Origin of the sequence: Mesorhizobium sp. M0016 (assembly GCF_040324035.1) — a bacterium.
GTDB lineage: Bacteria > Pseudomonadota > Alphaproteobacteria > Rhizobiales > Rhizobiaceae > Mesorhizobium.
In genome coordinates this window covers 31,777-58,379 of record NZ_JAMYVM010000032.1, presented here as the reverse complement: position 1 = coordinate 58,379, position 26,603 = coordinate 31,777, and the positions used below count along the sequence as shown (strand labels likewise).

At 61.0% G+C, this 26,603-nt stretch carries 26 protein-coding genes; 8 read left to right on the top strand and 18 right to left on the bottom strand.

Annotated features, from left to right (window positions below; translation table 11 throughout):
- Nucleotides 1-2: 2 nt before the first annotated feature.
- The gene (locus NKJ88_RS29965; protein ID WP_352446588.1) at nucleotides 3-515 is read left to right on the top strand and encodes an OmpA family protein; all 513 of its coding nucleotides are present in this window, start codon (nucleotides 3-5) and stop codon (nucleotides 513-515) included.
- Nucleotides 516-822: 307 nt separating this feature from the next.
- Here NKJ88_RS29965 and NKJ88_RS29960 read toward each other — a convergent pair whose 3' ends face one another.
- From NKJ88_RS29960 to NKJ88_RS29915, 10 genes are all read right to left on the bottom strand, one after another.
- Complete coding sequence (locus NKJ88_RS29960) at nucleotides 823-1,692, bottom strand: SDR family oxidoreductase (protein ID WP_023707232.1); 870 nt, start codon at nucleotides 1,690-1,692, stop codon at nucleotides 823-825.
- Nucleotide 1,693: 1 nt separating this feature from the next.
- Nucleotides 1,694-1,882 (bottom strand): hypothetical protein, encoded by a 189-nt coding sequence (locus tag NKJ88_RS29955; protein WP_352446586.1) that lies wholly within the window; start codon nucleotides 1,880-1,882, stop codon nucleotides 1,694-1,696.
- Nucleotides 1,883-1,914: 32 nt separating this feature from the next.
- On the bottom strand, nucleotides 1,915-3,681 hold the full coding sequence (locus tag NKJ88_RS29950; RefSeq protein WP_352446584.1) for a thiamine pyrophosphate-dependent enzyme: 1,767 nt from the start codon (nucleotides 3,679-3,681) through the stop codon (nucleotides 1,915-1,917).
- 9 nt (nucleotides 3,682-3,690) lie between these two features.
- The gene (locus NKJ88_RS29945) at nucleotides 3,691-3,852 is read right to left on the bottom strand and encodes a hypothetical protein (protein ID WP_023751093.1); all 162 of its coding nucleotides are present in this window, start codon (nucleotides 3,850-3,852) and stop codon (nucleotides 3,691-3,693) included.
- 114 nt (nucleotides 3,853-3,966) lie between these two features.
- Complete coding sequence (locus NKJ88_RS29940; RefSeq protein WP_023707234.1) at nucleotides 3,967-4,155, bottom strand: hypothetical protein; 189 nt, start codon at nucleotides 4,153-4,155, stop codon at nucleotides 3,967-3,969.
- Between the two features lie 174 nt (nucleotides 4,156-4,329).
- Nucleotides 4,330-4,575 (bottom strand): hypothetical protein, encoded by a 246-nt coding sequence (locus tag NKJ88_RS29935; protein WP_352446583.1) that lies wholly within the window; start codon nucleotides 4,573-4,575, stop codon nucleotides 4,330-4,332.
- Nucleotides 4,576-4,588: 13 nt separating this feature from the next.
- The gene (locus tag NKJ88_RS29930) at nucleotides 4,589-4,804 is read right to left on the bottom strand and encodes a hypothetical protein (RefSeq protein ID WP_023667757.1); all 216 of its coding nucleotides are present in this window, start codon (nucleotides 4,802-4,804) and stop codon (nucleotides 4,589-4,591) included.
- Nucleotides 4,805-4,991: 187 nt separating this feature from the next.
- Nucleotides 4,992-6,119, bottom strand: a complete 1,128-nt coding sequence (locus tag NKJ88_RS29925) for an NAD(P)/FAD-dependent oxidoreductase (RefSeq protein WP_023740523.1) — start codon at nucleotides 6,117-6,119, stop codon at nucleotides 4,992-4,994.
- A gap of 60 nt (nucleotides 6,120-6,179) precedes the next feature.
- Nucleotides 6,180-7,721, bottom strand: coding sequence for an amino acid ABC transporter permease/ATP-binding protein (locus NKJ88_RS29920; protein ID WP_023695154.1), 1,542 nt, complete (start codon nucleotides 7,719-7,721; stop codon nucleotides 6,180-6,182).
- A 93-nt stretch (nucleotides 7,722-7,814) separates the two neighbouring features.
- On the bottom strand, nucleotides 7,815-8,603 hold the full coding sequence (locus NKJ88_RS29915) for an ABC transporter substrate-binding protein (RefSeq protein WP_502903346.1): 789 nt from the start codon (nucleotides 8,601-8,603) through the stop codon (nucleotides 7,815-7,817).
- A 267-nt stretch (nucleotides 8,604-8,870) separates the two neighbouring features.
- On the opposite strand from NKJ88_RS29915, the gene NKJ88_RS29910 reads away from it, so the two are divergent.
- A complete protein-coding gene (locus NKJ88_RS29910) occupies nucleotides 8,871-9,965 on the top strand; it encodes a LacI family DNA-binding transcriptional regulator (RefSeq protein ID WP_023751096.1) in 1,095 nt (364 codons plus the stop codon).
- Between the two features lie 177 nt (nucleotides 9,966-10,142).
- On the opposite strand, the gene NKJ88_RS29905 is transcribed toward NKJ88_RS29910, so the two are convergent.
- From NKJ88_RS29905 to NKJ88_RS29870, 8 genes are all read right to left on the bottom strand, one after another.
- Nucleotides 10,143-11,561, bottom strand: a complete 1,419-nt coding sequence (locus tag NKJ88_RS29905; protein WP_352446582.1) for an NAD(P)/FAD-dependent oxidoreductase — start codon at nucleotides 11,559-11,561, stop codon at nucleotides 10,143-10,145.
- Nucleotides 11,558-12,421 carry a PfkB family carbohydrate kinase gene (locus NKJ88_RS29900; protein ID WP_023749047.1) on the bottom strand — a complete coding sequence of 288 codons (864 nt, stop codon included), beginning with the start codon at nucleotides 12,419-12,421 and terminating at the stop codon, nucleotides 11,558-11,560. The genes NKJ88_RS29905 and NKJ88_RS29900 overlap by 4 nt, the downstream gene beginning before the upstream one ends.
- Nucleotides 12,418-13,272, bottom strand: a complete 855-nt coding sequence (locus tag NKJ88_RS29895) for a sugar phosphate isomerase/epimerase family protein (protein WP_352446581.1) — start codon at nucleotides 13,270-13,272, stop codon at nucleotides 12,418-12,420. Before NKJ88_RS29895 ends, NKJ88_RS29900 begins: the two co-directional genes overlap by 4 nt.
- A 21-nt stretch (nucleotides 13,273-13,293) precedes the next feature.
- Nucleotides 13,294-14,154: a carbohydrate ABC transporter permease gene (locus NKJ88_RS29890; protein ID WP_023686871.1), complete on the bottom strand. Its 861-nt coding sequence runs from the start codon at nucleotides 14,152-14,154 to the stop codon at nucleotides 13,294-13,296.
- Nucleotides 14,151-15,110, bottom strand: a complete 960-nt coding sequence (locus NKJ88_RS29885; protein ID WP_023682778.1) for a carbohydrate ABC transporter permease — start codon at nucleotides 15,108-15,110, stop codon at nucleotides 14,151-14,153. Before NKJ88_RS29885 ends, NKJ88_RS29890 begins: the two co-directional genes overlap by 4 nt.
- Nucleotides 15,111-15,121: 11 nt before the next feature.
- Entirely contained in the window at nucleotides 15,122-16,444 is a 1,323-nt protein-coding gene (locus NKJ88_RS29880) for an ABC transporter substrate-binding protein (RefSeq protein WP_352446579.1), read from the bottom strand.
- Nucleotides 16,445-16,472: 28 nt separating this feature from the next.
- The gene (locus NKJ88_RS29875; RefSeq protein ID WP_352446577.1) at nucleotides 16,473-17,486 is read right to left on the bottom strand and encodes an SIS domain-containing protein; all 1,014 of its coding nucleotides are present in this window, start codon (nucleotides 17,484-17,486) and stop codon (nucleotides 16,473-16,475) included.
- Nucleotides 17,487-17,659: 173 nt separating this feature from the next.
- Nucleotides 17,660-18,682, bottom strand: coding sequence for a LacI family DNA-binding transcriptional regulator (locus NKJ88_RS29870; RefSeq protein WP_023823609.1), 1,023 nt, complete (start codon nucleotides 18,680-18,682; stop codon nucleotides 17,660-17,662).
- 1,013 nt (nucleotides 18,683-19,695) lie between these two features.
- On the opposite strand from NKJ88_RS29870, the gene NKJ88_RS29865 reads away from it, so the two are divergent.
- From NKJ88_RS29865 to NKJ88_RS29840, 6 genes are all read left to right on the top strand, one after another.
- The gene (locus tag NKJ88_RS29865; protein ID WP_023667744.1) at nucleotides 19,696-20,775 is read left to right on the top strand and encodes a LacI family DNA-binding transcriptional regulator; all 1,080 of its coding nucleotides are present in this window, start codon (nucleotides 19,696-19,698) and stop codon (nucleotides 20,773-20,775) included.
- Nucleotides 20,776-21,140: 365 nt separating this feature from the next.
- Entirely contained in the window at nucleotides 21,141-22,133 is a 993-nt protein-coding gene (locus tag NKJ88_RS29860) for a substrate-binding domain-containing protein (protein ID WP_023704355.1), read from the top strand.
- An 80-nt stretch (nucleotides 22,134-22,213) separates the two neighbouring features.
- Complete coding sequence (locus NKJ88_RS29855; protein ID WP_023823610.1) at nucleotides 22,214-23,728, top strand: sugar ABC transporter ATP-binding protein; 1,515 nt, start codon at nucleotides 22,214-22,216, stop codon at nucleotides 23,726-23,728.
- Complete coding sequence (locus NKJ88_RS29850; protein ID WP_023823611.1) at nucleotides 23,721-24,728, top strand: ABC transporter permease; 1,008 nt, start codon at nucleotides 23,721-23,723, stop codon at nucleotides 24,726-24,728. The genes NKJ88_RS29855 and NKJ88_RS29850 overlap by 8 nt, the downstream gene beginning before the upstream one ends.
- Complete coding sequence (locus NKJ88_RS29845) at nucleotides 24,725-25,750, top strand: ABC transporter permease (RefSeq protein ID WP_155923227.1); 1,026 nt, start codon at nucleotides 24,725-24,727, stop codon at nucleotides 25,748-25,750. Before NKJ88_RS29850 ends, NKJ88_RS29845 begins: the two co-directional genes overlap by 4 nt.
- Entirely contained in the window at nucleotides 25,747-26,598 is an 852-nt protein-coding gene (locus NKJ88_RS29840) for a sugar phosphate isomerase/epimerase family protein (RefSeq protein WP_023823613.1), read from the top strand. Before NKJ88_RS29845 ends, NKJ88_RS29840 begins: the two co-directional genes overlap by 4 nt.
- Nucleotides 26,599-26,603: the final 5 nt, after the last annotated feature.

Genomic DNA, 26,603 nt, shown 5'->3' with positions numbered 1-26,603 from the left:
TCATGAACCGCATGATTGAAAACACGCGCCGGCTGCTCGCCGCCGGCCTGCTGGTTCTGACCGCATCCTGCTCGACCAGCAACACGCTGGCCCCGTCGACGCCTGACGTCACCAACGCCGAGATTGCCGGCTTCCAGAACGTGCAGCCGGGCAGCGAGGAGGATTTTATCCTCAATGTCGGCCGCCGCACCTACTTCACGAAAGGTTCGGCCGCGCTCGATTCTGTCGCCAAGGCCACCCTCGACACCCAGATCGCCTGGTTGACAAAGCATCCGCGCTGGCTGCTCAAGCTGCAGGGTTTCGCCGACGATCCCGGCGCAAGCGAAACGGCGCTGTCACAGCAGCGCGCCGATGCGGTGATGGACTACCTCGCCGCCGGCGGCATAGACCGGAACCGCATGTGGGCCAAGGGCTACGGCAAGGACAGGCTGGTCCGCGACTGCCCCGACTCCGCCTGCAGGTCGCAGAACCGCCGCGTTGTGTCTAATTTGCGCGATGAGAGGGACGAGTCGTAGAGACTGCTGTTTTGCTGGTCGCCAAATCAGTCTCACAACGCGACGGCGGCATGGCTGCAATGCGCCTATCGGGGACATTCACCCAGCGTTTGCCCCTCCCCGAAAGCTGACGCTACGGTTGAACCCGGAATGAAGTCAGCTTCCCGTCTACCAATCTCCGGTTCAGGGTCTGGTGGGGAGGCTTCGGCATGCGCCTCAACCAGTTTGCGGACGTGGCGGTTGTCCGCGATCCTGATCGCGCATGAGCCTCGCCACATGTGGGTGCGCTACCGGGAGTGGGCGCCGTGGAGCTGGCAGGTACGCTCGCTCAAAGCATCGGCCGTCCGCCGGTGACCTCGTAGAGTGCGCCGGTGGTGTAGCTCGATCCTTCCGAGGCAAGCAGCACATAGGTCGCTGCAAGCTCTGCCGGTTGCCCGGGACGCTTGAGCGGTGTGTTCTTCCCGAACTCCTTGACCTTCTCAGAGGGCATCGTCGACGGGATCAGCGGCGTCCAAATCGGCCCGGGAGCGACCGCGTTTACGCGAATGCCGCGTTCAGCTACCAGTCCTGCAAGTCCGGCGGTGAAGTTGGCGATCGCTCCTTTGGTAGTGGCGTAGGCAAGCAGTGCCGGCGAGGGACTGGTCGCGTTGATCGAGGATGTGTTGATGATGGTCGAGCCGGGTTCCATGTGCTTCACTGCTTCCTGGGACAGATAGAACATCGCATAGACATTGGTGCGAAAGGTGAGATCCCATTCCTCCGCGCTGATGTCCTCCAGCTTCTCGAACGACGCCTGGTGGGCTGCATTGTTGACGAGGATGTCCAGGCGCCCGCATTCATCGATAGCTCGCTGCACAAGCGACCGCGCGAAGATTTCGTCCGAGATGTCGCCGCGTGCGAGCACCGCCTTGCGCCCCGCTTCCTCGACCAAGCGCGCCGTCTCCTGCGCATCTTCGTCCTCTTCAAGGTACGAGATGATGACGTCGGCGCCTTCGCGTGCAAACGCGATAGCGACCGCCCGGCCGATGCCCGAGTCCGCGCCGGTGATCAGCGCGACGCGGTCCGTCAGCTTACCGCTGCCGCGATAGCTCTCCTCTCCGTGGTCGGGCCGTGGATCCATCTCGTCGGTATAGCCGGGCATGTCCTGCTGCTGTTCGGGAAGCGGCGGCTGAGGATATTTCTGCTGGGCATCCTGCATGTCAGCTCCTTTTTTGGCTGGAGTTGCGGTTGTGTCGATCCGGTTCCGTGATCGGTCCATTGGCGGCTTTCGAGCCACCTCCCCATTCCTCGGCCTTGCACGCTTGGCCGGCGCCCATGAGGTTCGGCGAACTGCGATTTGCGGTGCCGCTGTCGGTCTTGTTCAACTCGTGCTCCTTCTTCGTCGTCATGGATGCTGGTCCGCTGCTTCTTGTGTGGCTGGTCAATCTTTCTCGCCGGCGGTAATCATCGACCTCAGCGGCTCTTGCGCCACATTCGCCTCGATTTCCGCGCGTCCGGGGGTATCCGGTAGCGCCTTGCGGAAATTTTTCGCATAATCCGGCGGCATCTTCGGTGGCATCATCGGTTCGTACGAGTCGACCACGGCCTCGATGACCACCGGACCCTCAGCAGCCAGGGCAGCGTCGAGAACACCTTCCACCTCCTCGGCGCGAGAGACGCTGTAGCCGATGCCGCCCATGGCTTCGGCGGCCATGGCGAAGTCGATGGGCTGGAGTTCGCAGGCGAATTGCGGGTTACCGAGGAACATCATCTGCTCCCAGGCGATCTGATTGAGCATGCCGTTCTTGAGCACGAGCACCTTGAGTGGGACCCGGTACCGAACTGCCGTCGAGAACTCGCCGAGCTGCATCGCGAGACCGCCGTCGCCGACGACCGCGAAGACCGGCCGGCCGGGAAAGGCCAGGCCCGCGGCGATCGCATAGGGCAGTCCGCATGCCATCGAGGCCAGCGCGCCCGAGACGCCGAAGGCCTGCCCGTCACGCAGCTCGATATGGCGGGCCGCCATCTCGGTGTTCTGGCCGGAATCGGCAACCAGGATCGCATCATCGGGCAATCGTTTCCCAAATGCGCGTGTAACCACCTGGGGCTTGAGCGAAGTGGCGGCCTTTTGCTCCGACTGCGCCATCATCTCGCGCCAGCGTCGCATGCCCGCCTGCGCCTTCTCGAGGAAGCTGCGATCATCCTTGCGCTTCAGGCGCCTGTTCAGCAATCGCAGCGTCACGGCGGCATCGCCGGCAAGGCCGGCCTCAACGGGATAGCGCAGGCCGATGCGCTGCGGGTCGCGCTCGATCTGCACCCCGCGCGCCTGTCCCGGCTTCGGGTAGTATTCGATGTAGGGAAAGGTCGAGCCGACGACGAGCAGCGCGTCACATTCCTCCATGATTTCCTGCGACGGCAGCGTGCCGAGAATTCCGATGCCGCCAGTCGTCAGCGGGTGATCGTCGGGCAAGGCAGCCTTACCGAGCAAGGCCTTTGCGACGGGGGCACCAACCAGCTCCGCCGTCTCTTCCAACTCGTGCCTGGCACCAAGCGCGCCCCGACCGGCGAGGATCGCGACCTTCGTCGCGCCGTTCAGGATCTCGGCGGCTTTCGCAAGTTGTTCTTCGTCGGGAAGCCTACTTCCTTCGAACCAACGATCCGGCGTATGCGACGGTTTGTTGCGCTTCGAGCGCTTGGCCTGGTCGAGCGTGTGCTCCTGCACATCGCTGGCGATCGACAGATGCGCAACACCGCGACTTGCCAGCGCCGACCTGCAGGCGAGACCGGCCAGGCTTTCCATATGCGCCGCGTCGGAGACCTGCGCGTTGAAGACGGCGACATCGCTGAAGACGCGCGTCAAGTCGACATCCTGCTGGGTGAAGGTCTCGATGAGGTCGTGGAACTGCATGCCGGTAATGGCGAGCACCGGCGCTTGGTCGAGCTTGGCATCGTAGAGTCCCGTCAGGAGGTGTGTGCCGCCAGGGCCGGAAGTTGCGAGGCAGACACCGAGCTTGCCTGTCCATTTTGAGTAGGCGCACGCCATGAACGCTGCGGATTCCTCGTGTCGCACCTGAATGAAGCGGATACGGTCCTGCCGTCTGCGCAGCGCCTCCATGATGCCATTGATGCCGTCGCCCGGCAGGCCAAAGATGATATCGACGTTCCAGTCGATCAGCGTCTCGATGAGGATGTCCGCGGCGGTCGGCATGTCTCAGTCCTACCGCGATGCGGATCCCGCCGCCTGGCTGCTCTTGTTCGCGGTCTTGTCAGTCTTACGCTGGTCTTTGTCGCCGCCGCGATTGCCGCCATGCAAGTCGTCGGAAGATTGAGCGGTCTTGCCGTCTTCCAAATTAGTGGCCATGCGCAAAGCTCCCTTCATCCGGCCTGCCTAACCAGAAAGTCGGTGAGATGTTCCGTGCCCGAAGGCAAGGCCGCCTATTCAGGTGCCGAAGGCAAAGGTGTCAGTACCACCCGATGAGGCGCTGTTCGGCAGTCAGCGGCTGAACAGGCGAGGTGCGATCGAACAGACGAAGGCATCGAACTGCTGCGAGGCCGAGGATTGCATGTAGTGGCCGAGGCTGTCTGATCGCCAAAAGCTCTCGCGGCAGAGCTGGCCGATGTTCAGGTCGCGTCTTCGCAGGTCCCTATAGCCAGAGCGCAACGCCGCCCGGACCGTCCCCATAGGCGAACTCCTCGCACCCCTCGTCGACGATTTCTCGCGCGGAATTCCGCCTCAGTGGCGAAAGGACTCGTTCGTCGCGCACACCGCGGCGGGCGATGTGCGCCTCGACCATGCGGTGCCTGGCGTGCCGGTAGTCTGGGATGGCTCCTCGATAGCCTTAAAAAGACGGCAGGCTTAGTCGTCCTGCCTGCGCTTGTGGTGCTCGCTCTCCTGGTTTTCGCCGCGGATCATCTGGCGATCGTCCTTGTCGGTCAATTCCACGCCCTCGTCGCGTAGATTGGCGCCGTCTTGCCGCGCCTCGCGCTCCTGCTTGGTTCTCTTCAGCTCATCCTCGGCAATGAAATCGTCGCCGGCATTGCTGGTGTTCTCGCGCTTTTCGATGATGCGCAGCTGCTGCTCGTGGGTCTTCCGGCCGGCCATGGCAAGGCGCCTCCTACTTGTTCGTGCGTCCGGTCTGGTCAGGATTGATGCCGCCCTGAGGCGTGACGTCGTTCTCGACATCGCCTTCGAACGTATTGTCCCCATCGAGAGCATCGTTCTCGTCGAGCATATCGCCGCCCTTGACCGCGCCCTTCGAGGTGCCGATTCCCGGGTTGTCTCGCAGATCCTTGTCCGTGGGCTGTTTAGTCTTGGGGTGTTGGTTGGTCATGGAATTTCTCAGCGCTGGTTGAGCTTGGACGAACGACGGTCCTGGCGCTGTCCAACTTCAACGTGGAGAAAATGTTCCGGAACATATTCGCTTGTCAGGTGCGCGTAAGCGGCCAGGCGGCCGCCGTCTCGGCTAGCGAAACTCCAAGCATGCCACATTACATCCCATTCCGAGGCGAATTGGCAGGCTAAAGTGAAAATCGAGACGGTCGAAAGCTTGCAAGGAGTGGGTGCTCTGTTCCGGTGGCGATCTCGGTTGCAAGCAGTTCGCCGGCAATCAAGCCAAGTGTTGCGCCGCTGTGGCTGAAGGCGACGTAATACCCCTCGATCTCCCGCAACTGGCCGAAGACCGGCTCGCCGTCTCCGGGGATCGGCTTGGGCCCGACACCGTAGCTCTCCAATTCCAATTTCGGATGACCGTCGAGAACATTCGACGCTTCGTCGAGAAGCCCCTGGATGGTCGATGCTTTTACGCGATAAGTCCCGTCCGGATTGACTACCACCTCTTTTTCCGACCAGGCAGAATCGAGCGCGAGGGCGCCATCAGGCGTCGGCCGGATGGCGACGCGCGGCGTGTTGAGCACGGCGCGTAGAGGCAAGTCGACTGGCTTGGTCCTGACCAGCAGCGCGATTGGTGTCCCATCGGCAATACGCTGACCGGCCACGGCAACCATTCGCGGCACATCCGCACCGGTCGCCAGAAGCACCGCGTTGGCGGCGAAGCTGATCCCGCTGGTGGTGGTGACGCCGGTGGCGCGGCCGTTGGCGACGGTGACGGTAGCGCTTCCGGCCTCGGTGACCACCTGGCCGCCCCGCTCCACGAATTCCGCGATCAATATTTCGATCAGCGACGGCAGGTCGACCCAGCCCTCGCCCGCGTTGAAGATCGCGCCTTGAGGCGTGACAGCGCTTGCGCAGACACCCGGCGTGACCAACCTTATGGCGTCCGCGGACAGATGCTGCGCATCATAGCCGAGACGTTTTTCGTGAGCGAAGACATCGGCGATCTCGTTTGAGGCATCGTCCGCATCCCACGTCAGGCCACCGTCGAAACGCAGCCAGGCGGCATCCGGGCATCGCGCCGACAAACTGCGGTAGCGGTCGATACCGATCATGCGCAGGCGATGATACTCAGCCGAGCGCCTGCGCGCCGAATTGATCCAGGCGAGCGAGCGGCCGGAAGCTCCCTTGGCGAGCGGTCCATCATTGACCAGCACGGTCTCGATGCCGAGCCTTGCAAGATGAACGGCCGAGGAGACGCCAAAAATGCCGCCGCCGACAACAACGACCTTGGAAACCTGATGTGATGCAGCCATGAGATATCTTTCACTGGTGGAGGTTGGTTTGGGCGGCCGTCTTGAAGGGCTCATGCGTGATCAAAGCACTTCGGCAAGGAAGTGCTTCAGACGCGGGCTTTTCGGCGTGTCGAAAATCGCGGCAGGCGTGCCGGCCTCGATGATGCGGCCTTCATCCATGAAGACGACCTGATCGGCGACCTTGCGGGCGAAGCCCATTTCATGCGTCACCACGACCATTGTCATGCCGCGCCGACCGAGATCCGCCATGAGGTTGAGCACACCCTTCACCAGTTCTGGATCGAGTGCGCTCGTTACCTCATCGAACAAGATGACCTCCGGGTCCATCGCCAATGCACGAGCGATTGCCACACGCTGCTGCTGGCCACCGGAAAGGCTCCCTGGACGATGGTGTTTGCGGGTCGCAAGCCCGACGTCGGCAAGGCGCGCCTCGGCGATGCGCTCAGCTTCCTGTACAGGGAGCCCCTTTACCTTGGTCAGCGACAGCATGACGTTTTCGAGCGCGGTGTGGTCGGGAAACAGATTGAACTGCTGGAAAACCATGCCGACACGCCGGCGCAGTTTTTCAGGCTTCATCGCCAGGATGCTCGCACCATCGAGCAACACCTCACCGCCCTTGGGCTCGACCAGGCGGTTGAGGCAGCGCAGCAGGGTCGACTTGCCCGAACCTGATGGGCCGATCACGCATGTGACCGTGCCAGGCTTGACTGCCAGGCTGACGCCTTTGAGAACATCGAGGTCGCCATAGGCCATGTCGAGATCGGTAATGGCGAGACTGCCGCCCTTGAAGCGGGGCAGCGCTGAGCGGGCATCAGAGCCGGCCTCCGAAAGTGCACTGCCGGTGGCGCCCTCCAGTTCGCTCACTTCGGCCAGGCCGCTGATGACGAGGCCTGCCTTTTGCTTTCCGACCCGCAGCGAGTTGTCGATGTAGTTGACCACATGGGTCAACGGCACGGTGATGACGAGATAGAACACGCCGGCCAGAAGCAATGGCGAGAGATTTCCGGTGACCACTGCCTGGTCCTGACCGACACGGAAGATCTCGCGCTCCGAGGCGAGCAGACCGAGGAAGTAGACAAGGCTTGAATCCTTGACGTTGCCGATGAACTGGTTGACGAGGGCCGGCAAGACGCGGCGGATGCCTTGCGGGATCACGATCAGGCGCATGCCTTGGCCGTAGCTCATGCTGAGCGCCCTGCAGGCCTCCATCTGCCCGCGCTCGACGCTCTGGATGCCCGAGCGGAATATTTCGCCGATATAGGCGCCGGCGATCAGGCTCAGCGCAAGAATGCCGAGCGGAAAGGGCGAAGGGCCGAAGATTTCACGGCCGATGCGGGCAAAGCCCTGGCCTATCAGCAGGATGGTGACGATCGCCGGCAGCCCACGGAATATATCCGTGTAGACCCGCGCCGGAATGCGCAGCCAGCGCGATTGCGAGATGCCCATGACCGCCAGGATCATGCCGAGGATGACACCCAGTACCGTCGACGCGGCCGCGAGGATCAAGGTGTTCTTCAATCCGATGGTGATCATGCTGGGCAGCACGTCCGCCATGGCCTGCCAGTCGAGGAAACTGCGCCGCAGGTTTTCGAGCCAGTTCATTCGCCCCCCTTTTGGTTGCGCTATTCACATCGTCCGCATCAAGGACGGAGGCGTAATCCGGCCGCCAGCATGAAAGCCAGCGGCCGGTACGGTCTACTTCTTGGGAAGATACTGGTCGGGCATCGGCGAGCCGGGGAACCACTTTTCATAAAGCGTCTTCCAGGTGCCGTCCTGCATGGCCGCGTGAAGGGCGGTGTTCAGCGCATTGCGGAGCTTGTCGTTGCCCTTGCGCAGGACAAAGCCGGCCGGCGCGTCAAAGGAAGGAATATTGACCGCGATCTTCAGGTTCGGGTAGCGAAGGCCATAGTCCTTGGCGGCCTCGTAATCGAGGAAGTGGGCATCCACGGTTCCGTTGTTAAGCGCCGAAACGGCGGAGTTGTTGTCGGGGAATTTGACGAGATCGGTTCCGACAAAATTCTTCGCCGCGTAGATTTCCTGGAGCGTGCCTTGTACGACGCCGAGACGTTTGCCCTTGAGCCCGTCCGCCGCCGTGATCGCCTTGTCGGCGGTAAGCACGGAGAGATAGCCTGCGATATACCCGTCGGAAAAGTCGACGGTCTTTTTGCGTGCTTCCGTCGTGCCGATTGCCGCGACCGCGACATCGAAGCGCTCGTTTGCAACGGAAGGCATCAGCGCCGAGAATTCCTGGCCGGTGAAGGTCACCTGGTCGGGCTTGAATCCAAGGCGGCTCGCGACGTTGCGGAACAATTCGATGTCGAAGCCGGTGAACGACCCATCGGCCTGGGTGAAAGCGTAGGGTTTGGCGTCGCCCATGGTCCCGACGCTGATGACCTTCGCATCAATGAGGCCATAGGGATTGTCATCCGCGGCGGCCGCTCCTGAAACCAGCCCGGCGCCGACGCACATCGCCATAAGAGCCATTGCGCCGGTTCTGACCGGGCACATCAACGACTTGAGAATTTCTTTGCTGCTCATGTCTTTCTCCACTCTGAAGGTCTGTTCTTCTTGGTATTTCCGTCGAGCCGCCATCTGGCTCCCCGACATGCCCTTGCCGAAATCACGGTCCGTCACGCCTCTCGGCTCCACTCCTTCTAAAGAGACCGGTCTCATCTTGTGTGAGACCGGTCTCTTTGCTAATCGTTATCGCCACGTTGACCTCCCGTCAACAACTCTTGTAGTCGTCATCCGATGAAAAGAACCGCCCGCAAGACCCCGTCGATAACGGTCAGCGACGTCGCCCGTGCGGCCAATGTTTCGAAAGCGACAGCCGCGCGCGTGCTCGGCGGATACGGCGTCGTCAGCGACATGATCCGCGCGGAAGTCATGGCCGCGGCCAAGGCCTTGGACTATCGTGCGAACGAGCTCGCCCGCAGCATGACGACCGGCCGCTCCGGCATCATCGGCGTGGTTGTCGGCGACATCGAGAACCCGTTCTTCAGCCTCGCGGTACGCGGCATCAGCGACGCGGCAAAGGCAGCCGGGTTCAACGTCATCCTGGCCAATTCCGGCGAGAAGATCGAGGCGGAAAAGGCGGCCGTGAAACTGCTCATCGGCAAGCGCGTCGACGGGCTGATCGTCACGCCGTCGGAATCGCGCGACATCGCGCACCTGCGCGATATCCACCGCTCGGGCCGACCGCTTGCCCTGCTGGATAGGGCGCTGGCAGATCTGGATGTCGATACGGTCACGACCGACGATCGCGGCATCGCCATGCTGGCGACCCGCTTTCTAGCCGATGCCGGCCACCGCAACATCGCCTATGTGACCGCGGTCGACGCCGAAGGGCACGAGTACCGCGATCTCGGGCAGATCTACACCTCGTCGGTCCGTGAGCGCATCGACGGTTTCCTCACCGTGTGCCGAGAGGCCGGACTTGATCGGCCAGAACGCTTTGTTCGCCTTGGCGCGACAAGCCCCACCGAAACGCGCAGGGTTGCCGGCGAGATGCTGTCGGCGCCGGATCGGCCGACGGCGATCCTCGCCTCCGACAGCGTCATTGCGCTGGAGATCTTCAAGGTGACCCGCGAGCGCGGCCTGCGGGTTCCCGACGACATTTCGCTCATCACTTTCCATGATGCGGACTGGACGAGCGTCACCACGCCGCCCATCACCGTTATCGACCAGCCCGTCTACGCGCTTGGCAAGAGCGTCGCGGAATTGCTCATCCGGCGATTGAAGGGAGATTCCCGCCCGGCGGAAAGGCTCGTTTTGCCGACCGCCATCATTGCACGCGGATCCGTTGGCCCGCCCTCGGATGGAAAGCCGCAAGTGCGCCAAGCATAGGCCTGGCGGCGGTACGGCCCACATGAATACGTTAGAACAAGGTCGACGCACTCCGCTTTAAGAATGTACGTCGATCAACCCAGCAAACACCCTGATCGCAATGCCGCGTCCACCGTCATCGGGACGGCACGTGCCGGCTCATGGTTTGAAGAGCGTGACGATGAGCCAGATGCCCGGCTACTTCTTGCGCCTGCCTGGCTTCAGGGCCGCCAAAAGACTGCTGATCCTGCCGGCCTTGCGGTTGCGGATCTCGGCCTCGTTCTTGCGGCGCACCGCGGCGCGGACAAGTCTGGCGCCGAGATAACGCAAAGGCTCGGGCGGCAGCGACATGCGCCGCTCGATGCCGACCAGACCGCTTTCGCTCCAGCGATCCTTTCGCTCGAGCACCAGGCTCGCCAGAATGCGTCCGGCTATCGGCGTCTGCGCGATGCCGGTGCCGTTAAATCCCATGCCGTAGAAGATATTGGGATGATCGCGCAGGTGGTCGAAGACAGGAACGTGTTCAGGCACGCAGTCGATCGGCCCCGACCAGTCATATTCGATCGCCACACCGCGCAGCGACGGGTAGACCCGATGCAGCTCTCGCATATTGTCGCGGCCGTGCTCCGGGCTGCGGTTGAAGCTGGCGCCGAAATTTCCACTGAAGGCGACGTTGCCGCTGCCACGACCGAAGACCACCCTGCCCCCGATGGTGCGCTGGCAGTAGAGCACCTGGGCCTGAGAATCGCAGATCGAGGCACCGTCGCGCCAACCGATGCTGTCGAGCAGTTCGGGAACGGCGGCAGTGGCAATCACCTCGCTGCCGACCACATAAAGATGCCGCCGCAGTTCCGGCAGCGCGGAAAGCCAGGCGTTGGCGGCAAGCACGATTTTGTCAGCCCGTACCGCGCCATGCGCCGTGCGCACCGTGCATGTCATGCCGGGTTCGATGGCGAGGACCGGGCTGCGCTCATGGATGATGACGCTGCGTGCCAGTGCCAACTTGCGCAATCCGATGGCAAGTTTGGCGGGATGGACCGTGCCGGCAGTGGTCTCGACCACGCCGACATAGGAGGCCGATGAACCGGTGCGGCGTTGAATGTCCTCGGCTGTCAGCGGGCTGAAACGGTTTTCTCCAACAGCCGCCGTCAAGGCCACGGCGGTCTCCCAAGCGCCTTCCTGCGCAATGGAGCTTGCTGTCCACAACCATCCGTCCAGCCTCAGGTCCATGTCTATGGTGCCGTTTTGCTGCAGCGTCTTCAGCTCCGCGATCGATGCCACCGTGTCGGCGCACAGCAGGCGCGCTTCCTCGAGACCGACGACCGCACTGATCTGGTCGATTTCGGCGAACCATGAATGGACCTGACCGCCGTTGCGCCCCGAGGCCCCCGATCCGCACAGATCGGCTTCAAGGATGACCACCCGCGTTTGCGGCGCCAGCTCAAGGATCCGCAGCGCCGTCCACAGACCGGTATAGCCGCCACCGACGATCACCACGTCGGCGCGCTCGTCGCCTCGCAATGGCTCGGTTGCGGGGGCGGCGGCAATGTCCTGCAGCCAAAACGACCGGTCAGATGCAAGCGCGACCGCAGGCTGCCGCAAACGAATTGTACTCACGCTTGGGCTCCCTGCGCATCGACAATGAAGCTGGCATATTTGGCTGGCAGCCAATCGGGTATCGGACGCGGTCTCTGGGGAAACCCGCCAAGATGGGTGCAGGTCTGCGCCGCCGCGATCGACGCCCTGTGCAATGCCTCCAGGGCGCCGAGGCCGCCGAAATGGAAGCCGGCGAGGAAAGTGGCAATGAAACTGTCGCCGGCGCCACACGTATCCACGACATCGACAAGCGTCGCCGGCGCATGCACGACATTCGTGCCATCGTCGAAGTAGGAGCCGCGTCGACCACAGGTCAAAACTACCTGCCTTGCGCCGGCCGCCCTGAGCGCGCCCAGCGATGGCTCGATGGGAACATCGACATCGTCCGGTCCGGACGCAAACAAAAGCGGGACACCATCGAGCGGCAGCGCCATATGGGCGGTCGATAGATCGATGCTGAACGGCACATGGTCCGCCACCAATCGTTGGACAAGGTGCTTGTTGGCGTTGGTGCCGAGATGCACCCAGTCGGCCGCGGCGATGACCGCATAATGCGCGGGCAGCGGCATGAAGTTTTCGCCCACACCGAAGGATTCGTGCAGGAACTTCCGGTCGCCGGATTCATCGCGCAGCAAGGTGACGGCCGTATCGCCGGGACGCCGTTCGACGTCGTCGGGGGATAGGCCGGCACCTGCCAGCTCGGCAAGCACCACGTCGCCTTCGGGATCGTTCCCGACGGCGCCGAAATAGCGCGCGGACCAGCCGTTGCGCCGCCATTGCGCCGCGACATTCAAGGCATTGCCGCCCACCGTCATCAAGTTGTTGGTCAAATAGGCATCAAGGCAATTGTCCCCGACCGCGATAAGCTTTTTCGACCTCATGCCGGCACCGTTGCGCGATCGATATACGGCGCGATGGCGCCAAGGCAGCGTGTCCAGGCTTTTACCGGATCGAGCGCGTAGGAGCCGTTGCCGAACGGCTCGAAGGTGAACTTACCGGCATAGCCGAGGCGCGCGAGTTCGCTGACATAGTGGTCGAGCGGCAGCGTGCCCTCCCCCCACACCAGATGCCCGCCTGGCGTGCCGTCGACCAGATGAACATGCGCCAGCCGCGAGCCGAACAGGTCGACATAGCCGGCCACGGTGTCGCCGGCCGTGGCCATGGCGACAGTGTCGAGCACGATATCGATATTGCCGGCGCCCACCTCATCCAGCATTTGGCGCAGGCCTGCCGCATTATTGACGAGGTTGCTCTCGAACCGCTGCAACGGCTCGAGCAGGCAGCGCACCCCGTTTGCGGCGGCGCGCCGGGCGATCTCGCCGATCGAACCGACCGCGCGGTCCCATGCCGGTTGCCGGGGTTCGCTCTCGTAGCCCCGGCCGGGCGTCAGGAAGAGATAGCGGGCGCCAAGCGCCGCGCAGATGTCGGCTGCACGCCAAAACCGCTCGATGCTGTCCTGGCGCAGTGCGGCGTCGCCGGAGGCAATGTTGATTGGATACAACACCTGCTCAGGCGTAAAGCACCAGGCCGACAGCTCGTTGTCGGCGAGTACCCGGCGAACGGATTCGACACGTGCGTCCGTGGCGTGGAACAGGTCCAGATGCTGGGCAATCCCCCACAGCTCGATCTCGCGCAGGCCAAAGCCTCGGATCGTCCTGGCGACCGCATCGAAGGGGAAGTGCTGGAAGCTGAAATTGGCTCCGATCAGCTGATGAGCAGCGAGCTGCGGCATGAAGGCTCCTTTCGGGAATTGTTATTTGCCGATGCCTTCGGCCAAGCCACGGATGAAGTAGCGTTGCGCGCCAAAGAACACGATCACGATAGGCAGCGCCGAGATCGTCATGGCCGCGAACACCACGGCATAGTTGGTCCCGTGGGTTGCCATGATCGACGTCAGTCCGACCGGCAGCGTCTGCACATCCGAGCCGCTCGTGAAGATCATGGCGAAGAGATATTCGTTCCAGGCGAACAGGACGTGCAGGATGACGCAGGAAATGATGATCGGCCGGCACAGCGGCAAGGTGATGCGCCAGAAGATCTGACCCTCGCTGGCGCCATCCATCGTCGCCGCCTCGTCGATGTCTTCAGGCAGATCCAGCATGTAGGCGCGGATGAGGAAGGTGGTGAACGGCACACGGAACGCCGTGTAGAGAATGATCAGCGCCCAGTAGGTGTTGTAGAGACCGAGCGCCTGCAACATCTTCACCAGTGGAATGATCGCCACCGTGGGGCTCAGCATCAAGCCGCCCAGAACGATGGCGATAACCAGCGGCTTTGCCGGCATCTTGGTGCGGGTCAGGCCGAAAGCCGTCCAGGCGCTGATCAGCACGGTGCATATGGCCGAAGCGACGGTCACCAGCACCGAGACTGTCACGTAGCCACGCACGCCCTGGTTCCACGCTTGCACGTAATTGTTCCACGACCAATGGGTGGGCAGGGCGAAGGGATCGCCGAAGATCTGCGCATTGTCCTTGAAGCCGCTCAGCGCCATCCAGATCAGCGGATAGATGACGACGACACCAAGGCAGACCAGGAATGAATAGAGCAACGTCCTGGCGATGACCGACCACACATTGACGTGCCGGCTGCGACCGGCTGCGACCATCGCACTCATAGCTGCACCCGGCGGCGCTTGGTGTACCAGAGCTGTGCCGCACCTGTGAGCATGGTCAACATGAAGATGACGGCGGCGATCGCCGCGCCATAGCCGAAATTGTCCTCGATGAAGGCCTTCTGGTAGAGCCACGTGCCCAGCACCTGGCTGCTGTTGTTGGGCCCGCCTGCGGTCATCACCATGACCTCGTTGAACACCTGGAACGCGCCCGTGATGGTGACGATGATCATCAACCCCGTCATTTCCCGGGTCAGCGGAAAGGTGATGCTCCACAGGCGGCGAAGAGGACCCGCGCCGTCGATCGTTGCGGCATCGTAGAGGTCGCGCGGGATCTTCTGGATGGCGATGGCGAACAGCAGCGTCGAATAGCCAAAACCCTGCCATTGGCTCATGGCGATGATGGCATAGATGGCGGTGTGCTCATTGCCGAGCCAAGGCATGACGAGCTGGCTCAGTCCAACACGGCTGAGCGCGGCATCCAGCAAGCCGATCTGCGGCTGGTAGATGAAATAAAACAGCAGGCCGGTCACCGTGATCGAGATTGCCGACGGCACGAAATAGACGGCGCGCCACAGCCGGCGCCAGCTTTCGCTTTTCAGGTCCTCGATAATGGCCGCCAGCAGGAACGCGCCGAAGACCTGGAAGATGACGGAGATGAGAGCGTAGAGGCAGTTGTTCCACAGCGCCAGCAGCACGACCGGGTCATGCAGCAGCCGGTCGTAGTTGGCGAGGCCGACATTGGTGACCTCGCCGGTGTAGATGTCCTGGTCGGTGGTGCTGACGATGAAATTGTCGACGATCGGATAATAGACGAACCAGCCGATGAGGATGAGCGCGATCGCCGCCCATCGCAACGACAACAGGTTGGCGAAGCAGGCCCGCCGGCTCTTTGGCCGTTGCGGCCTGGCGACGCCGATGTCGGCGCCGCTGTCCACTGTGTCCGAGGCCCTTGCCATGCTCGCCTGCTTTATTTGGCCGCGGATGCGGCTTTGCGCACCTCGTCCATCACTTGCTCGGGCGTCATCGAGCCGCCCGCCAGCGCCTGCAGGCTGGACAGCCAGACGGCGGCGACGCGCGGTGGGTTGGCCGTATCCAGCCAGGGCATGAGGTATGAGGCGGCGTTGATATCCTTGAGGCCATCGACCACAGCCGCGCTCATGTTCGATTCCGAGGCGCCGCCGATGGTGGCGCTCGGCTGGCCATAGGGTGGCGCAGACAAGACCTGCGCATTTTCCTTCGAGGTCACGAACTTCACGAAATCGATCGCCAGCGGGATGTTCTTCGATGCCGCATTGATCATGTAGCCCTCCGGCGCGCCCTCGATCGACTTGGCGTCACCCTTGGCGCCGGCGGGCACCGGCAGCCGGAAGAATCCGAAATCGGCGGGCTTTAACGCCGACTCCGGCGTGGCGGCCTGATCGAACTCGATGATTTCCTGGTAGTACATGGCCGACTGGGCGTTGGTGAAGGCCTGGAGAGCCGAGGCATAGGATGTGCCGTTGACGCCGGCGCCATCGGTGCAGCGCTCGACAAGCTGGCTGAACTGCTTGAGTGCTGCGACATAGCCTGGATCGCTGTATTGGGCGGTGGCCGGATCGAAGTCGCGTTCCAGCGTTGCCTGCGGCACGTTGTAGGCGAGCAGCTGGCCTGCAAAGTGGATCGCCGGCCAAGCCTCCTTGTTGCCGAAGGAGATCGGTGTCACGCCGGATTTGCGGATGGCGTCGCAGCTGGTCAGCAAGTCCTCGAAAGTGGCGGGTGCCTTGAGGCTGAGCTTGGCGAAGATCTGCTTGTTGTAGCCCATGAACTTGGCATCCTGGTAAAGCGGAATGCCATAGAACTTGCCGTTGTACTGGAACGCCTTGACGGCGGCTGGAGACAGCGACTTGCCCCACTCGGTATCGGCAGCAATGACGGGCGTGAGATCAACGGCGCGATTGCCGCGCACGAAATTGCCACCCCAACTGCCTGTCCAGGAGAAATAGATATCGGGCAGCGAGTTGGAAGCGACCAGCGTCTTGGTCTTGCCCTTCACGCTGTCGTCGCTCTCCTGGATAAGTTCGACCTTCACATCCGGATGGAGCTTCTCATAGGCCTGTGCCAGGTTGACGAAATAGGGCGACAGCTGTTGCAGCCCGAACTTGGTCAGGACCGAAAGCGTGCCGGTGTATTCCACCTTGGCGTTTGGGTCGGCCGTGACAGCCGGCGAAGCGGCGGAACTGCCGCTTATCGACAACCCCAATGATGATACCGCGGCCACCGTGACCGCCACGACTTGCAGCGAACGTTTCATGGATAGCTCCTTCAGAGGTAAGAGGGGATCAATATTCCACGCGTTTGTAGTAGCGACGGGTGGTCAGCGGGTGGTTGCGCAGCACCTCGAGATGGGCGCTCAGCCGCTCGAGCAAGGTGGCGAGCAGAACCGGCGAGATCATGCCGCGGACCTTTGCGGAGATGCCCGGCAACTTGACCGAGGCCGCGTCCAGCGTGCGAACGCGGTCCGTGTAGCGCCTGGCGAAGTTCTCGACCCGGTCGGCCAGGGGCCGAAGGGCATCTTCGCCCTTGAACACGAAAACGCTGACGCCCGGCTCGACCAACTCGAGCGTACCGTGGAAGAAGTCGGCGGCGTGCACCGGGCGGGTGCGAATCCACTGCATCTCTTCGAGGATGCACATGCCGTAATAGTGTGCCTCCGGCCACAGCGAGCCGGCGCCGGTGAAGATGTGATAGGTATCGTCCTTGATTGTCTGGGCCAGTTCGGCCGCCCTGTCCTCAAAGGCAGCCTTGGCGTCGGCAAGCAGATCCGGCAGCAGTTTGAGTTCGGCGACAGTGCCATCAAAATCATCATATTCGCCGCGCTCTTCCAGCAGGGCCAGGACGATCAGCAGCGTCTGCAGGTAGAAGGATTCCGACGAGGTGTCGTCTTCGGCGAAGTTCGTGAAATTGTGGTCAGCCTCCCGTGCGATTGGCGTATCCGAATGGCCGGTGAGCGAAATCGTGCGCACACCACGTTTTTTCAGAAAGGCCATGAGCTCGACGCCTTCCTTGGTCGTGCCCGACAAGGACGGGATGACCACCACGGCCTTGCTGTCGAGACCGGCGGGCGGATCGATCACGACCTGCGCCGGATAGGCACCGCTCACCGGGAAGGTAGAACAGCGCTGCGCCAACTCGATCGCGGGCAAGGTTAGAAGCTGCACGCCGCCGGTGCCCATGAAAAACAGCCGCTCGACGCCATCTGCCAGCAGTGTGCGCATGAGTGAGCGAACCTCACCTGCGACGGCGACGGCCCCGCTTTGGATCTTCACGAAGCGGTCCCTATCGAAGTTCAGCATGACGTTTTCCTTGTATTTCGCATGTGACAGGCCTCTAGCCCGCCTTAGGCGTCGGTGGGCCGTCTAGCTCGTTTTTCCGATGTGAGATCGATCTCACAAGCAATAATGGGCACGCAATTTCGCCAATGGCAAGTCCTTTAGACGAGATTCTCCGAAATCGAGGGGTTTGCTCTTTAGCGCACAGCGCGCCGGGCAACCGATCCGCGTACGATCAAGCGGGTCTGAAATCGGGTACGGCGCGGTGCAACCTTTTTGCCGGCAAGCCGCTCCAGCAGATATCTGGCGGCGAGCGGTCCGATCTCGGAGATGGGTTGCGCCACGACCGTTATCTGCGGATCGGTGAACGTGGCGAGGTTGAAGTCATCGAAGCCAACCACCGACACATCATGCGGAATCGAGAGCCCCATTGAACGCAGGCCAAGAAGCGCGCCTTGCGTCATGAGGCTGTCCACCGTGAACAGTGCGGTCGGGCGATTGCGCCGGCTGAACAGGCGGATCGTGGCTTCGATGGCGTGCTCGACGGTCGAGCGCGATACGCCGATGAGCGCTTCATCGATTGCGATCCCATGCGAGTGGAGCGAGTTTTGGTAGCCAGCCAAGCGTTCCTGTGCCGTAAAGATGCGTGACTCGTCGCGCAAAAGACCGATCCGGTGGTGACCGTTGCCAACTAGATAGTCCACTGCCTCGCGTGCCCCGCCCTCGTTGTCGACGACGACGCTGTCGCATTGCAGGTCCTTTACCACGCGGTCGATGAGCACGATCGGTGCGCCTTCGCGGGCCAGTTGCACAATATGCTGGCTGTCGGTTGCAGACGTTGGGGCAAGGATGAAGCCGCGAATGCTGAGCGAGCGAAGGCTCTTAAGCAGTTCTTTCTCCTGTTCTACATTCTCCTCGCTGCTGGCAATCAGAAGATTGTGGCGGTGCTTGCGCAGTTCCACCTCTATGTCGTGCGCGATTCGGGCGAAGAACGGATTCTGGATATCGCCGGGCACGAAGCCTATGATCGGCAATTGTCCGCTGCGCAGCGCCTGCGCGACGAGGTTGGCCCGATAGCCCAGCCTTTCGGCTGCCTCAACCACGCGGAGCGCCGTCTCGTCGCCAACGTAACCATAGCTATTGAGCGCCCGGGCGGCCGTGGCGCGCGACACCTTAGCCGCTGCGGCAACGTCCTTTAGTGTGATTCCTTTCTGGGCCACAGGTAACCGTCCTTCTTGGATCTGAACATTGCGTCAGATCATTCTCGGCTCGTCTTGCCGGCATCGTTGTGCGGCATATCGGACGATTCTCAAACTGCGAACATAGCTTTCGCAACTCCTTGCCACCTAATCGAGATACGCGCGCTGTTTGGCTATCTGGAAATTTGATCCACGAATGCACCTACATGTTGTGCAGTCAGTTCATTGCCTTGCACTGCCAGCATACGGCAATGAGTTCACGCCATGGTCCAGGCGGCCTCCCTGGCATCGATCATAACACCGATGGAGACGACTAGCCTTGCCGCCAAACTCGTCCAGCGATTGGAGGCGAGCTTTCAAAAAGGCCGAGCCAGACGCTCAAGGCCCGCTGCACGGAGAGCCACAGGCTGGGAGACTCTGAGCAAATCGGGAATCTGAGTCGCTTGCTCTGAACCGTCGGCATCATGCTGCTAACCGGTTTTGATCCTTCGGGGCTCCGCATTGGCAATAGCGACGAAAATGCTGTCGAGCAGACCCTTGTCGCGGAAGGAACTTGCCAAGCAAGGGCACCTCGGCCAAGTACGCAAACAACGCCCGGAGACGAGGCGCATCCGGCAGCACCCTTTTGGGGCCAGATAGAGACTCAGAAACCCAAAGCTTTCATCTTCCCGCTATTGAAACGGAGGACTCGATCGTGACGCGTGCGCCCGACCATCGCCAACGGTGGGCTCCAAACTGATCGAAACTTCTCGTCGACCTTTGCAAGGTGATTGATCATCGGGGAGACCAAAGCCGAAACACTGGGGTTGGTGTCTCCAGGGACGCTGAACGAAAGCTTCAGGGAAAATCCCAAATCTGCCGATTTCCCTGGCGCTGTCATTGCAACGATCGAGACAATCAGGGAGACCGGACCGGAGGCACGAGAGGCCGCGTCCTTCCGTGGGGTCGCTCCTCCAAACCGTTTGACGCAATTTAGAGATGTTGCCTTGACCCCGCACTAGCGTCTACTGCATCTGCTAGTAGGAGCGTCACGAATGGCGAGAAAGTCTGTCCGACGCAAGTCAACGATTTATGACATCGCGGTGGCGGCAAAGTTGTCCCCGACAGCGGTTAGTCTCGTCCTCAATGGCTCGTGGCAACAGCACCGGATCAAGGCGGAAACCGCAGCGACCATCCTCGATTGGGCTGAGCGGCTTGGCTATGCTGTCAACCTCAAGGCACGAGGATTGCGGCTTTCCCGATCCGGGCTCGCTGGAATGATCTTGCCACATTACCGCAATCGCTTCTTCGCCGGATTGGCCGAAGCCTTTGAAGCGGAATCCCGCGTCCACCGCTTGTGCCCGATCGTCGTCAGCACCCATCGCAATCCTGATAACGAGTTGAGTGTGACGGAAACCCTGCTGGCCCAGCAGGTGGAATTTCTCTTCCTTGCGGGCGTTCGTGACCCCGATCCGCTGAATGATCTGTGCCGGGCAGCGGGCGTCCGGTGCATCAACATCGATCTGCCAGGCCGCCGGGCTCCCTCAGTTGTTTCTGACAACTACGGGGGCGCCAAGGCGCTCACAGAGATCATTGTTCAGAAATTGAAAGAACGAGGGGGCTCCACCGAAGATCTCTTCTTCTTTGGCGGGGTCAGCGATGATGACGCAACACGTAGCCGTTTGCTGGGTTTTCACGATGCGCTGGCAGCGCATGGGATTGTTACGGGCCCGGGCACGATTGACTGCTGCGGATACGCACCGACCAACGCTGCTCGGTCTCTCGCTGCACGATACGCTCAGCTTGGGCATCTGCCCTCAGGTATGTTCGTCAACGGCGTGACCGCACTTGAAGGAACATTGCGGTTCACTTCGACGCTAGCCTCAAGTGAGCTTGGACGGGTTGTTGTCGGAAGCTTCGACTGGGATCCATTCGCGGCGCATTTGCCCTTCGATGTGACCATGGTCCGACAGAATGTCGAGGTGATGATTGCTGAAGGATTTTCGCTTCTGGAGAATTATTCGATAGACCACTTTCCGCTGGTGACCGTACCGACCAGCTTTGGGCGAACCGGAGAGCATGACGGCGCCCAAGAAGATTGGGATTCGGCATCCAAATCGAGCATCGACCACTAGCAATTCTTTGTCACGAGACATCGTTGCAGAAGTTCAACTCCGTTCATCAGCACCTCGGATCTGGGTAGCACCGCCTCCACCCAAGGCTCGCGGGGGATCGCATGTCCTTTCTACGGGTGCAGCCTGAGTGCGAAAGGGCGGATCGTTTACATCAATCGAGAAATGTTTTTAGACGCTGGTGGCGTGACCGCCTTGCTAAATCTATTTAGCACCTTGACCGCCCGGCATTCAAAGTCTTTTATGGCGCGTTCTGGGAGGAATGCGGCGCCGAGTGCGTCAATGCCGTCGGGCACAAAGGGGTGGGCCAAACAAAGCCGACATGGGCAATAGGCAACTCAAAAACTCGTCAATCAGGGAGGAATTAAATGTTAGCAAAAACTATACTCGCGGCAGCGTTCGGCGCAGCCCTTTCCGTCGCCACAATGAATGCTGCGCTGGCAAAGGACGTCAAGGTTGGAGTCGTCGTGAAGATCGGCGGCATTCCCTGGTTCAATGCCATGGAAACGGGAATAAAGGAAAAGTCGAAAGAGCTTGGCGACGACGGCTTCATGGTCGGGCCGACCAGCGCCGACCCGGCACTTCAGGTCCGCGCGATCGAAGACCTGATAGCTCAGGGCGTCAGCGTAATTGGCGTCGTGCCGAATGATGCAAACGTTCTCGAGCCGGTTCTAAAAAAGGCGCGCGACACGGGCATCAAGGTCATAACCCATGAATCGCCAGACCAGGTGAACGCTGATTGGGACTTCGAAATGGTCTCGGCCGTTGGTTTCGGTGAGGCCCATGCCAAGCTATTTGCCGAGAAAATGGGCGGCAAAGGCAAGTACGTGGTGTACGTGGGTTCTCTTACCGTGCCCGCACACAATGCCTGGGCCGATGCTGCAATCGCCTACCTGAAGAAGAACTTTCCCGACATGCAGATGGTTGGCGACAGATATGGCGTGGCCGAAAGCGCCGATGACAGCCGGAAGACGGCTCTGGATGTGCTTGCCGCCAATCCTGACCTCGGCGGCTTCCTGACGTTCGGCAGTCAGGGACCGATCGGCGCCGGACGCGCGATCGAGGAGCAGAAGCTTGGTGACAAGGTGGTTCTTGTCGGTTCATTCTCGCCTAGTCAAGGCAGCGCAATGCTCAAGTCCGGCATTATTGACGGCGGCTATATGTGGAATCCTCTGGAAGCGGGCAAAGTATTCGTAACGATGGCTGATTTTCTGGCGGGCGGCGGTGAAATCACCGACGGCATGACGATCGAAGGTCTGGGTGTCGTTCACCCTGACTTCAAAACCGGCACCATCATCGTGGACGCTGTGCAGCCTATCACGGTCGAAACTGTCGATGGTCTTGCAGCCCTAGGGCTTTAGATGGCGGACCATGGCTGGCGTGCCGGGGTGGCAGATCAATCCCGGCACGCCCCATCCTTGTCATTTCAGAAGGGCCCGCCGTGAACCTCGTCGCGTCTACGACGCAGGACCTCCCATCGGTTCTGTCGTTTAGCAACATAAGCGTCACATTTGGTGGCGTTAGAGCCCTCCAGGATGTCGCCTTCGAGGTTCTCCCGGGTGAAGTGCAATGCATCGCCGGTGAGAACGGCAGCGGCAAGAGCACCCTGATCAAGGTAATCACCGGCGTTTGTCAGCCGCTAGCCGGCGCAAACATGTCGATCGCCGGAAAGTCTGTCGACATCATGTCGCCGGCTGCGGCGCGCAGCGCCGGGGTGGAAGTCATCTGGCAGGACCTCGCACTGTTTCCTGAAATGACAGTCGCGGAAAATATCGGGATCAGAACTGTCCTCGGCAAAATGCCTCGGCTCGTCGATCATTCGCGCATTCGCGAGGTGGCGCGAGGGCTGTTGGCGCGGCTTGGCGCCGACCTCGATGTCGACGCGCCTCTGCGTAGCTTTGCAATCGCCCAACGTCAGATCGTCGCCATCGCCCGGGCGCTCGCCGGCGATGCGAAGGTTATTTTCATGGACGAGCCCACATCGTCGCTTACTCAATCGGAAACAGACCGGTTGCTCGCGATCGTTCGAACACTCTCGAATGAAGGCATGGCCATCGTCTTCGTCAGCCATCGCCTTGCAGAAGTTCTGGAGATCTCAAGTCGCGTCACCGTTCTGCGCGACGGTAAGGTCGTTGGGGTGTTCCCGACCGCCGGAATGACCCAATCACGCCTAACCGAACTAATGACCGGCAAGACTTTCGACCAAACCGTGAGCACGAGAAACCTTAGTGGATCACCCGTCGTGTTGAAGATCGACCGATTGACCCGCGCAGGCGACTATGACGACGTTTCGCTGACAATACGGCGCGGTGAAACGCTTGGCCTGACCGGGCTACTCGGCGCCGGTCGCACAGAACTCGCGCTTTCGATTTTCGGCATGCTGCGCCCAGACCGCGGCAGCATCTCACTTAACGGGACGGTTCTTCATCTGAACTCCAACCGCGACGCAATCCGGGCAGGTATTGGCTACCTCTCCGAAGACCGCTTGTCCCTTGGTCTCATACAAGCTCAGTCCATCGCCGACAACGCCGTTATCCCGGTGCTCGACAAGATCCTTGATCGAGGGCTGATCTCCTCGGAGAAGAAGGATGCGCTCGTCAATCATTGGATCGAGGAATTGGCGATAAAAATCGGGCGGCATACGGATGCGATTTCCACACTCTCGGGCGGCAACCAGCAAAGGGTGGCCATCGCCAAATGGCTGGCGGTCGGCCTGAAACTGATCATTCTTGATTCGCCAACCGTGGGGGTGGACGTTGGCGCGCGGGCCGGCATCTTCGAGATTGTCGCCAAGCTCGCTGCCGAAGGCCTGGCGATTCTGCTGATATCCGATGAAGTGCCGGAGGTCTATTTCAACGCCGATCGCATCCTCCATATGGCCGCGGGCAAGATAGTCGCCGAATACGACCCGCACGCCATCTCGCTCGGCGACCTGGAAGCTGCCGTCTATGCGTAACCGCGGCAAGCTCTTCCGGGCTCATCCCACCGAGACATGGCTCGTTGTGGTTCTTCTCATCATGAGCGCAGGTCTCTCCGTTGCGAGCGACAAATTCTTCACCATTGCCAATCTCTTCAACCTGCTCAACACAAGCTCGACAAATCTGATCTTCGCGGTTGGGCTGCTGGTGGTGTTGATCGCTGGGGGCATCGACATCTCCTTCGCTGTGGCCGCGTCAGTGGTTCAATACGTCGTGGCGCTGGCTCTAGCCCAAATGGGAGGTGGTGATTGGTTCATCGGCCTCACCTTGGCGGCAATTGTCGGGATCGCCCTGGGTGCGGTGAACGCCGGCCTCATCTACTATTTCCAGATCATTTCAATCGTTGTCACCATCGCCACCTTCAATATTTTTTTCGGCCTGCTGATGTTCTTCACGCACGGTGTATCGATCTACAATCTGCCTGCATGGTGGACGCATCGCACTGTGCTTTTCGAGTTCCAACAGGCGAATGGCAATTGGGCCGAGCTAACACTGCCGGTTGCGATCATGGCGGTCTGCGTCGCCGCCACCTGGGGACTTATCCGGTATACCACCACGGGACGGCAGCTATACGCTTTTGGCGACAACCCGGAGGGCGCCCGTCGCCTCGGTATCAACATCGCGGCGATGCACTTCATTGCCTTCGGCTGGCTTGGTTTGATGGCCGGGATCGCGGGACTTGTGCAGGTGCACTATTCCCAGGAAGTCGTGCCCAACGCATTGGTGGGGCGCGAGCTGGACGTGCTGGCAGCGGTAGTCCTTGGCGGTGCCAGACTGGGTGGCGGGCGCGGCACCGTGCTCGGTTGCATCCTTGGCGTGTTTCTTGTGTCGGTGACGCAAAACGGGCTGAACCTCCTCGGCATCTCGCCCTATGCTTTCAAGATGATCGTCGGGGCGATCATTCTGATTGCCATCACGCTGTCCAACGCCCCGCTCGGGCTCATCCTCGCGGGCTTGCGGCAGAGGATGGGTACATGACGCAGCGCGTGCTCGAAACTGGAGCCCTACGGCATGAATCCTTGAGCCGTCTTGCCAGCAAGCTGGGCGCCGAGAATATCGGGCTTTTGCTGGCATTGATTTTGGTGATTGGATTTTTCGGGTCTCTCTCGCCGCGGTTCCTGTCCAGAGCTACTTTTGAATCGGTGGCCTTCCAGTTGCCTGAACTTGGACTGCTTACGCTCGCGATGTTGATGCCGATCATCTCGGGCGGTATCAATCTCGCCGTGACGTTCACGGCCAATCTCTGTGGCCTCACGCTCGCCTGGGTTCTTCAGGCCAACGGAGGACCGGACGCAAGCATCTATGCCTTTCTACTCGGTTCCGTTCTTGCGGTCGGCGTTGGCACGGCAAGCGGCTTGGTCATGGGCCCGGTGATAGCCTATACCGGCGCGCACCCCATCCTCGTTTCGCTCTCGGTGATGATTTTCCTGCGCGGCCTTGGCGAGTTTCTGACCCGCGGCGCCGATATTTCGGGCTTTCCCGAATTCATCCAGCCCCTGGGCCACGGCAGCATCGTCGGCATTCCTGTCCCGCTGCTGATACTGCTCGGCGCAGTCATCGTCTGGCATGTCTTGATGACCCGAACCAGGCTTGGTTTTTCAAACTATATGGTCGGCTCCAACATCGAGGCGACGCGCTATTCCGGCATCTCGACGCGACGCGTGATCATTCTGATCTACGCGCTGTCTGGCGCCATGTGTGCGTTGGCCGGCATTATCATGATGGCACGATTCAATTCCGTCCGTGTCGGCCATGGCGAGTCCTATGTGCTGATTACGGTGCTTGCCTGCTTCTTGGGCGGGGTGAATCCGTTTGGCGGCTTCGGCAAGGTCGTTTCGGTCTTCCTAGCCCTCATCGTTTTGCAGTTGCTTTCTTCGGGACTGAATCTCTTGGGCGCCAGCCAGCACCTGGCCACAGCCATTTGGGGCATCATGCTGATCGGCGTCATGATCTTGCGGTGGGCTGCCGGGCAGCTCAATTTCATGAGGATAATACGATGAAGGGTTTTGGCGTTCATACCAGCATGTGGACGAGTGGTTGGTCCGTAGAGGGCGCCGAGCACACTGTAGCGGCGGTGAAAAAATACGATCTCGATTTCATCGAAATTTCGCTGGCCGATCCATTTTCTTGCGATGCCGATCACACCCGCAAGCTGCTGGCGGCAAATGGCATGCAGGCGGTGTGCTCGCTAGGGTTGCCCGAATATGCGTGGGCATCGCGCCACCCACAGGAGGCGATTGACTTTCTCAAGGTGGCTATCGACAAGACGGCCGACATCGGAGCCCAGGCGCTGTGCGGCGTAATCTATGGCGGCATCGGCGAGCGTACTGGCGTGCCACCTACCCAGGACGAACTTGATAACGTTGCGAAAGTGATGACGTCCGCCGCCGCGCAAGCCAAGTCTCGCGGCGTCGAACTCGGTGTCGAAGCCGTGAACCGCTACGAGAACCACATCATCAACACCGCGGCTCAGGCGGTGGCTTTGATCGAACGAGTGGGCGCCGACAATATGTTCGTGCACCTTGATACCTACCACATGAATATCGAGGAAAAGGGCATGGGCAACGGCATTATCACCGCCCGCGATTACCTCAAATATATCCATCTCTCCGAGTCTGATCGCGGCACCCCGGGCGAGGGCAATTGCAATTGGGATGAGACGTTCGCGACGCTGGCCGCGATCGGCTTCAAGGGCGGGCTCGCGATGGAGAGCTTCATCAACATGGATCCGCGTCTGGCGTTTGGCCTCAGCGTGTGGCGTCCGGTGGCCGAGAGTGAAGCGGTTGTGATGGGCAACGGTCTGCCGTTCTTGCGCAACAAGGCACGGCAGTACGGGCTGATCGCATAAGTTAC

Bases quoted from the DNA above. Each gene is read 5' to 3' on its own strand.
- NKJ88_RS29920 (WP_023695154.1), bottom strand. From the start codon at position 7,721: ATGAACTGGCTCGAAAACCTGCGGCGCAGTTTCCTCGACTGGCAGGCC.
- NKJ88_RS29880 (WP_352446579.1), bottom strand. From the start codon at position 16,444: ATGAAACGTTCGCTGCAAGTCGTGGCGGTCACGGTGGCCGCGGTATCA.
- NKJ88_RS29925 (WP_023740523.1), bottom strand. From the start codon at position 6,119: ATGGCTGCATCACATCAGGTTTCCAAGGTCGTTGTTGTCGGCGGCGGC.
- NKJ88_RS29915 (WP_502903346.1), bottom strand. From the start codon at position 8,603: ATGGCTCTTATGGCGATGTGCGTCGGCGCCGGGCTGGTTTCAGGAGCG.
- NKJ88_RS29910 (WP_023751096.1), top strand. From the start codon at position 8,871: ATGAAAAGAACCGCCCGCAAGACCCCGTCGATAACGGTCAGCGACGTC.
- NKJ88_RS29955 (WP_352446586.1), bottom strand. From the start codon at position 1,882: ATGACGACGAAGAAGGAGCACGAGTTGAACAAGACCGACAGCGGCACC.
- NKJ88_RS29930 (WP_023667757.1), bottom strand. From the start codon at position 4,804: ATGACCAACCAACACCCCAAGACTAAACAGCCCACGGACAAGGATCTG.
- NKJ88_RS29935 (WP_352446583.1), bottom strand. From the start codon at position 4,575: ATGGCCGGCCGGAAGACCCACGAGCAGCAGCTGCGCATCATCGAAAAG.
- NKJ88_RS29850 (WP_023823611.1), top strand. From the start codon at position 23,721: ATGCGTAACCGCGGCAAGCTCTTCCGGGCTCATCCCACCGAGACATGG.
- NKJ88_RS29875 (WP_352446577.1), bottom strand. From the start codon at position 17,486: ATGCTGAACTTCGATAGGGACCGCTTCGTGAAGATCCAAAGCGGGGCC.
- NKJ88_RS29865 (WP_023667744.1), top strand. From the start codon at position 19,696: ATGGCGAGAAAGTCTGTCCGACGCAAGTCAACGATTTATGACATCGCG.
- NKJ88_RS29845 (WP_155923227.1), top strand. From the start codon at position 24,725: ATGACGCAGCGCGTGCTCGAAACTGGAGCCCTACGGCATGAATCCTTG.
- NKJ88_RS29950 (WP_352446584.1), bottom strand. From the start codon at position 3,681: ATGCCGACCGCCGCGGACATCCTCATCGAGACGCTGATCGACTGGAAC.
- NKJ88_RS29860 (WP_023704355.1), top strand. From the start codon at position 21,141: ATGTTAGCAAAAACTATACTCGCGGCAGCGTTCGGCGCAGCCCTTTCC.
- NKJ88_RS29900 (WP_023749047.1), bottom strand. From the start codon at position 12,421: ATGAGGTCGAAAAAGCTTATCGCGGTCGGGGACAATTGCCTTGATGCC.
- NKJ88_RS29895 (WP_352446581.1), bottom strand. From the start codon at position 13,272: ATGCCGCAGCTCGCTGCTCATCAGCTGATCGGAGCCAATTTCAGCTTC.
- NKJ88_RS29890 (WP_023686871.1), bottom strand. From the start codon at position 14,154: ATGAGTGCGATGGTCGCAGCCGGTCGCAGCCGGCACGTCAATGTGTGG.
- NKJ88_RS29840 (WP_023823613.1), top strand. From the start codon at position 25,747: ATGAAGGGTTTTGGCGTTCATACCAGCATGTGGACGAGTGGTTGGTCC.
- NKJ88_RS29940 (WP_023707234.1), bottom strand. From the start codon at position 4,155: ATGGGGACGGTCCGGGCGGCGTTGCGCTCTGGCTATAGGGACCTGCGA.
- NKJ88_RS29945 (WP_023751093.1), bottom strand. From the start codon at position 3,852: ATGAAGGGAGCTTTGCGCATGGCCACTAATTTGGAAGACGGCAAGACC.
- NKJ88_RS29885 (WP_023682778.1), bottom strand. From the start codon at position 15,110: ATGGCAAGGGCCTCGGACACAGTGGACAGCGGCGCCGACATCGGCGTC.
- NKJ88_RS29960 (WP_023707232.1), bottom strand. From the start codon at position 1,692: ATGCAGGATGCCCAGCAGAAATATCCTCAGCCGCCGCTTCCCGAACAG.
- NKJ88_RS29965 (WP_352446588.1), top strand. From the start codon at position 3: ATGAACCGCATGATTGAAAACACGCGCCGGCTGCTCGCCGCCGGCCTG.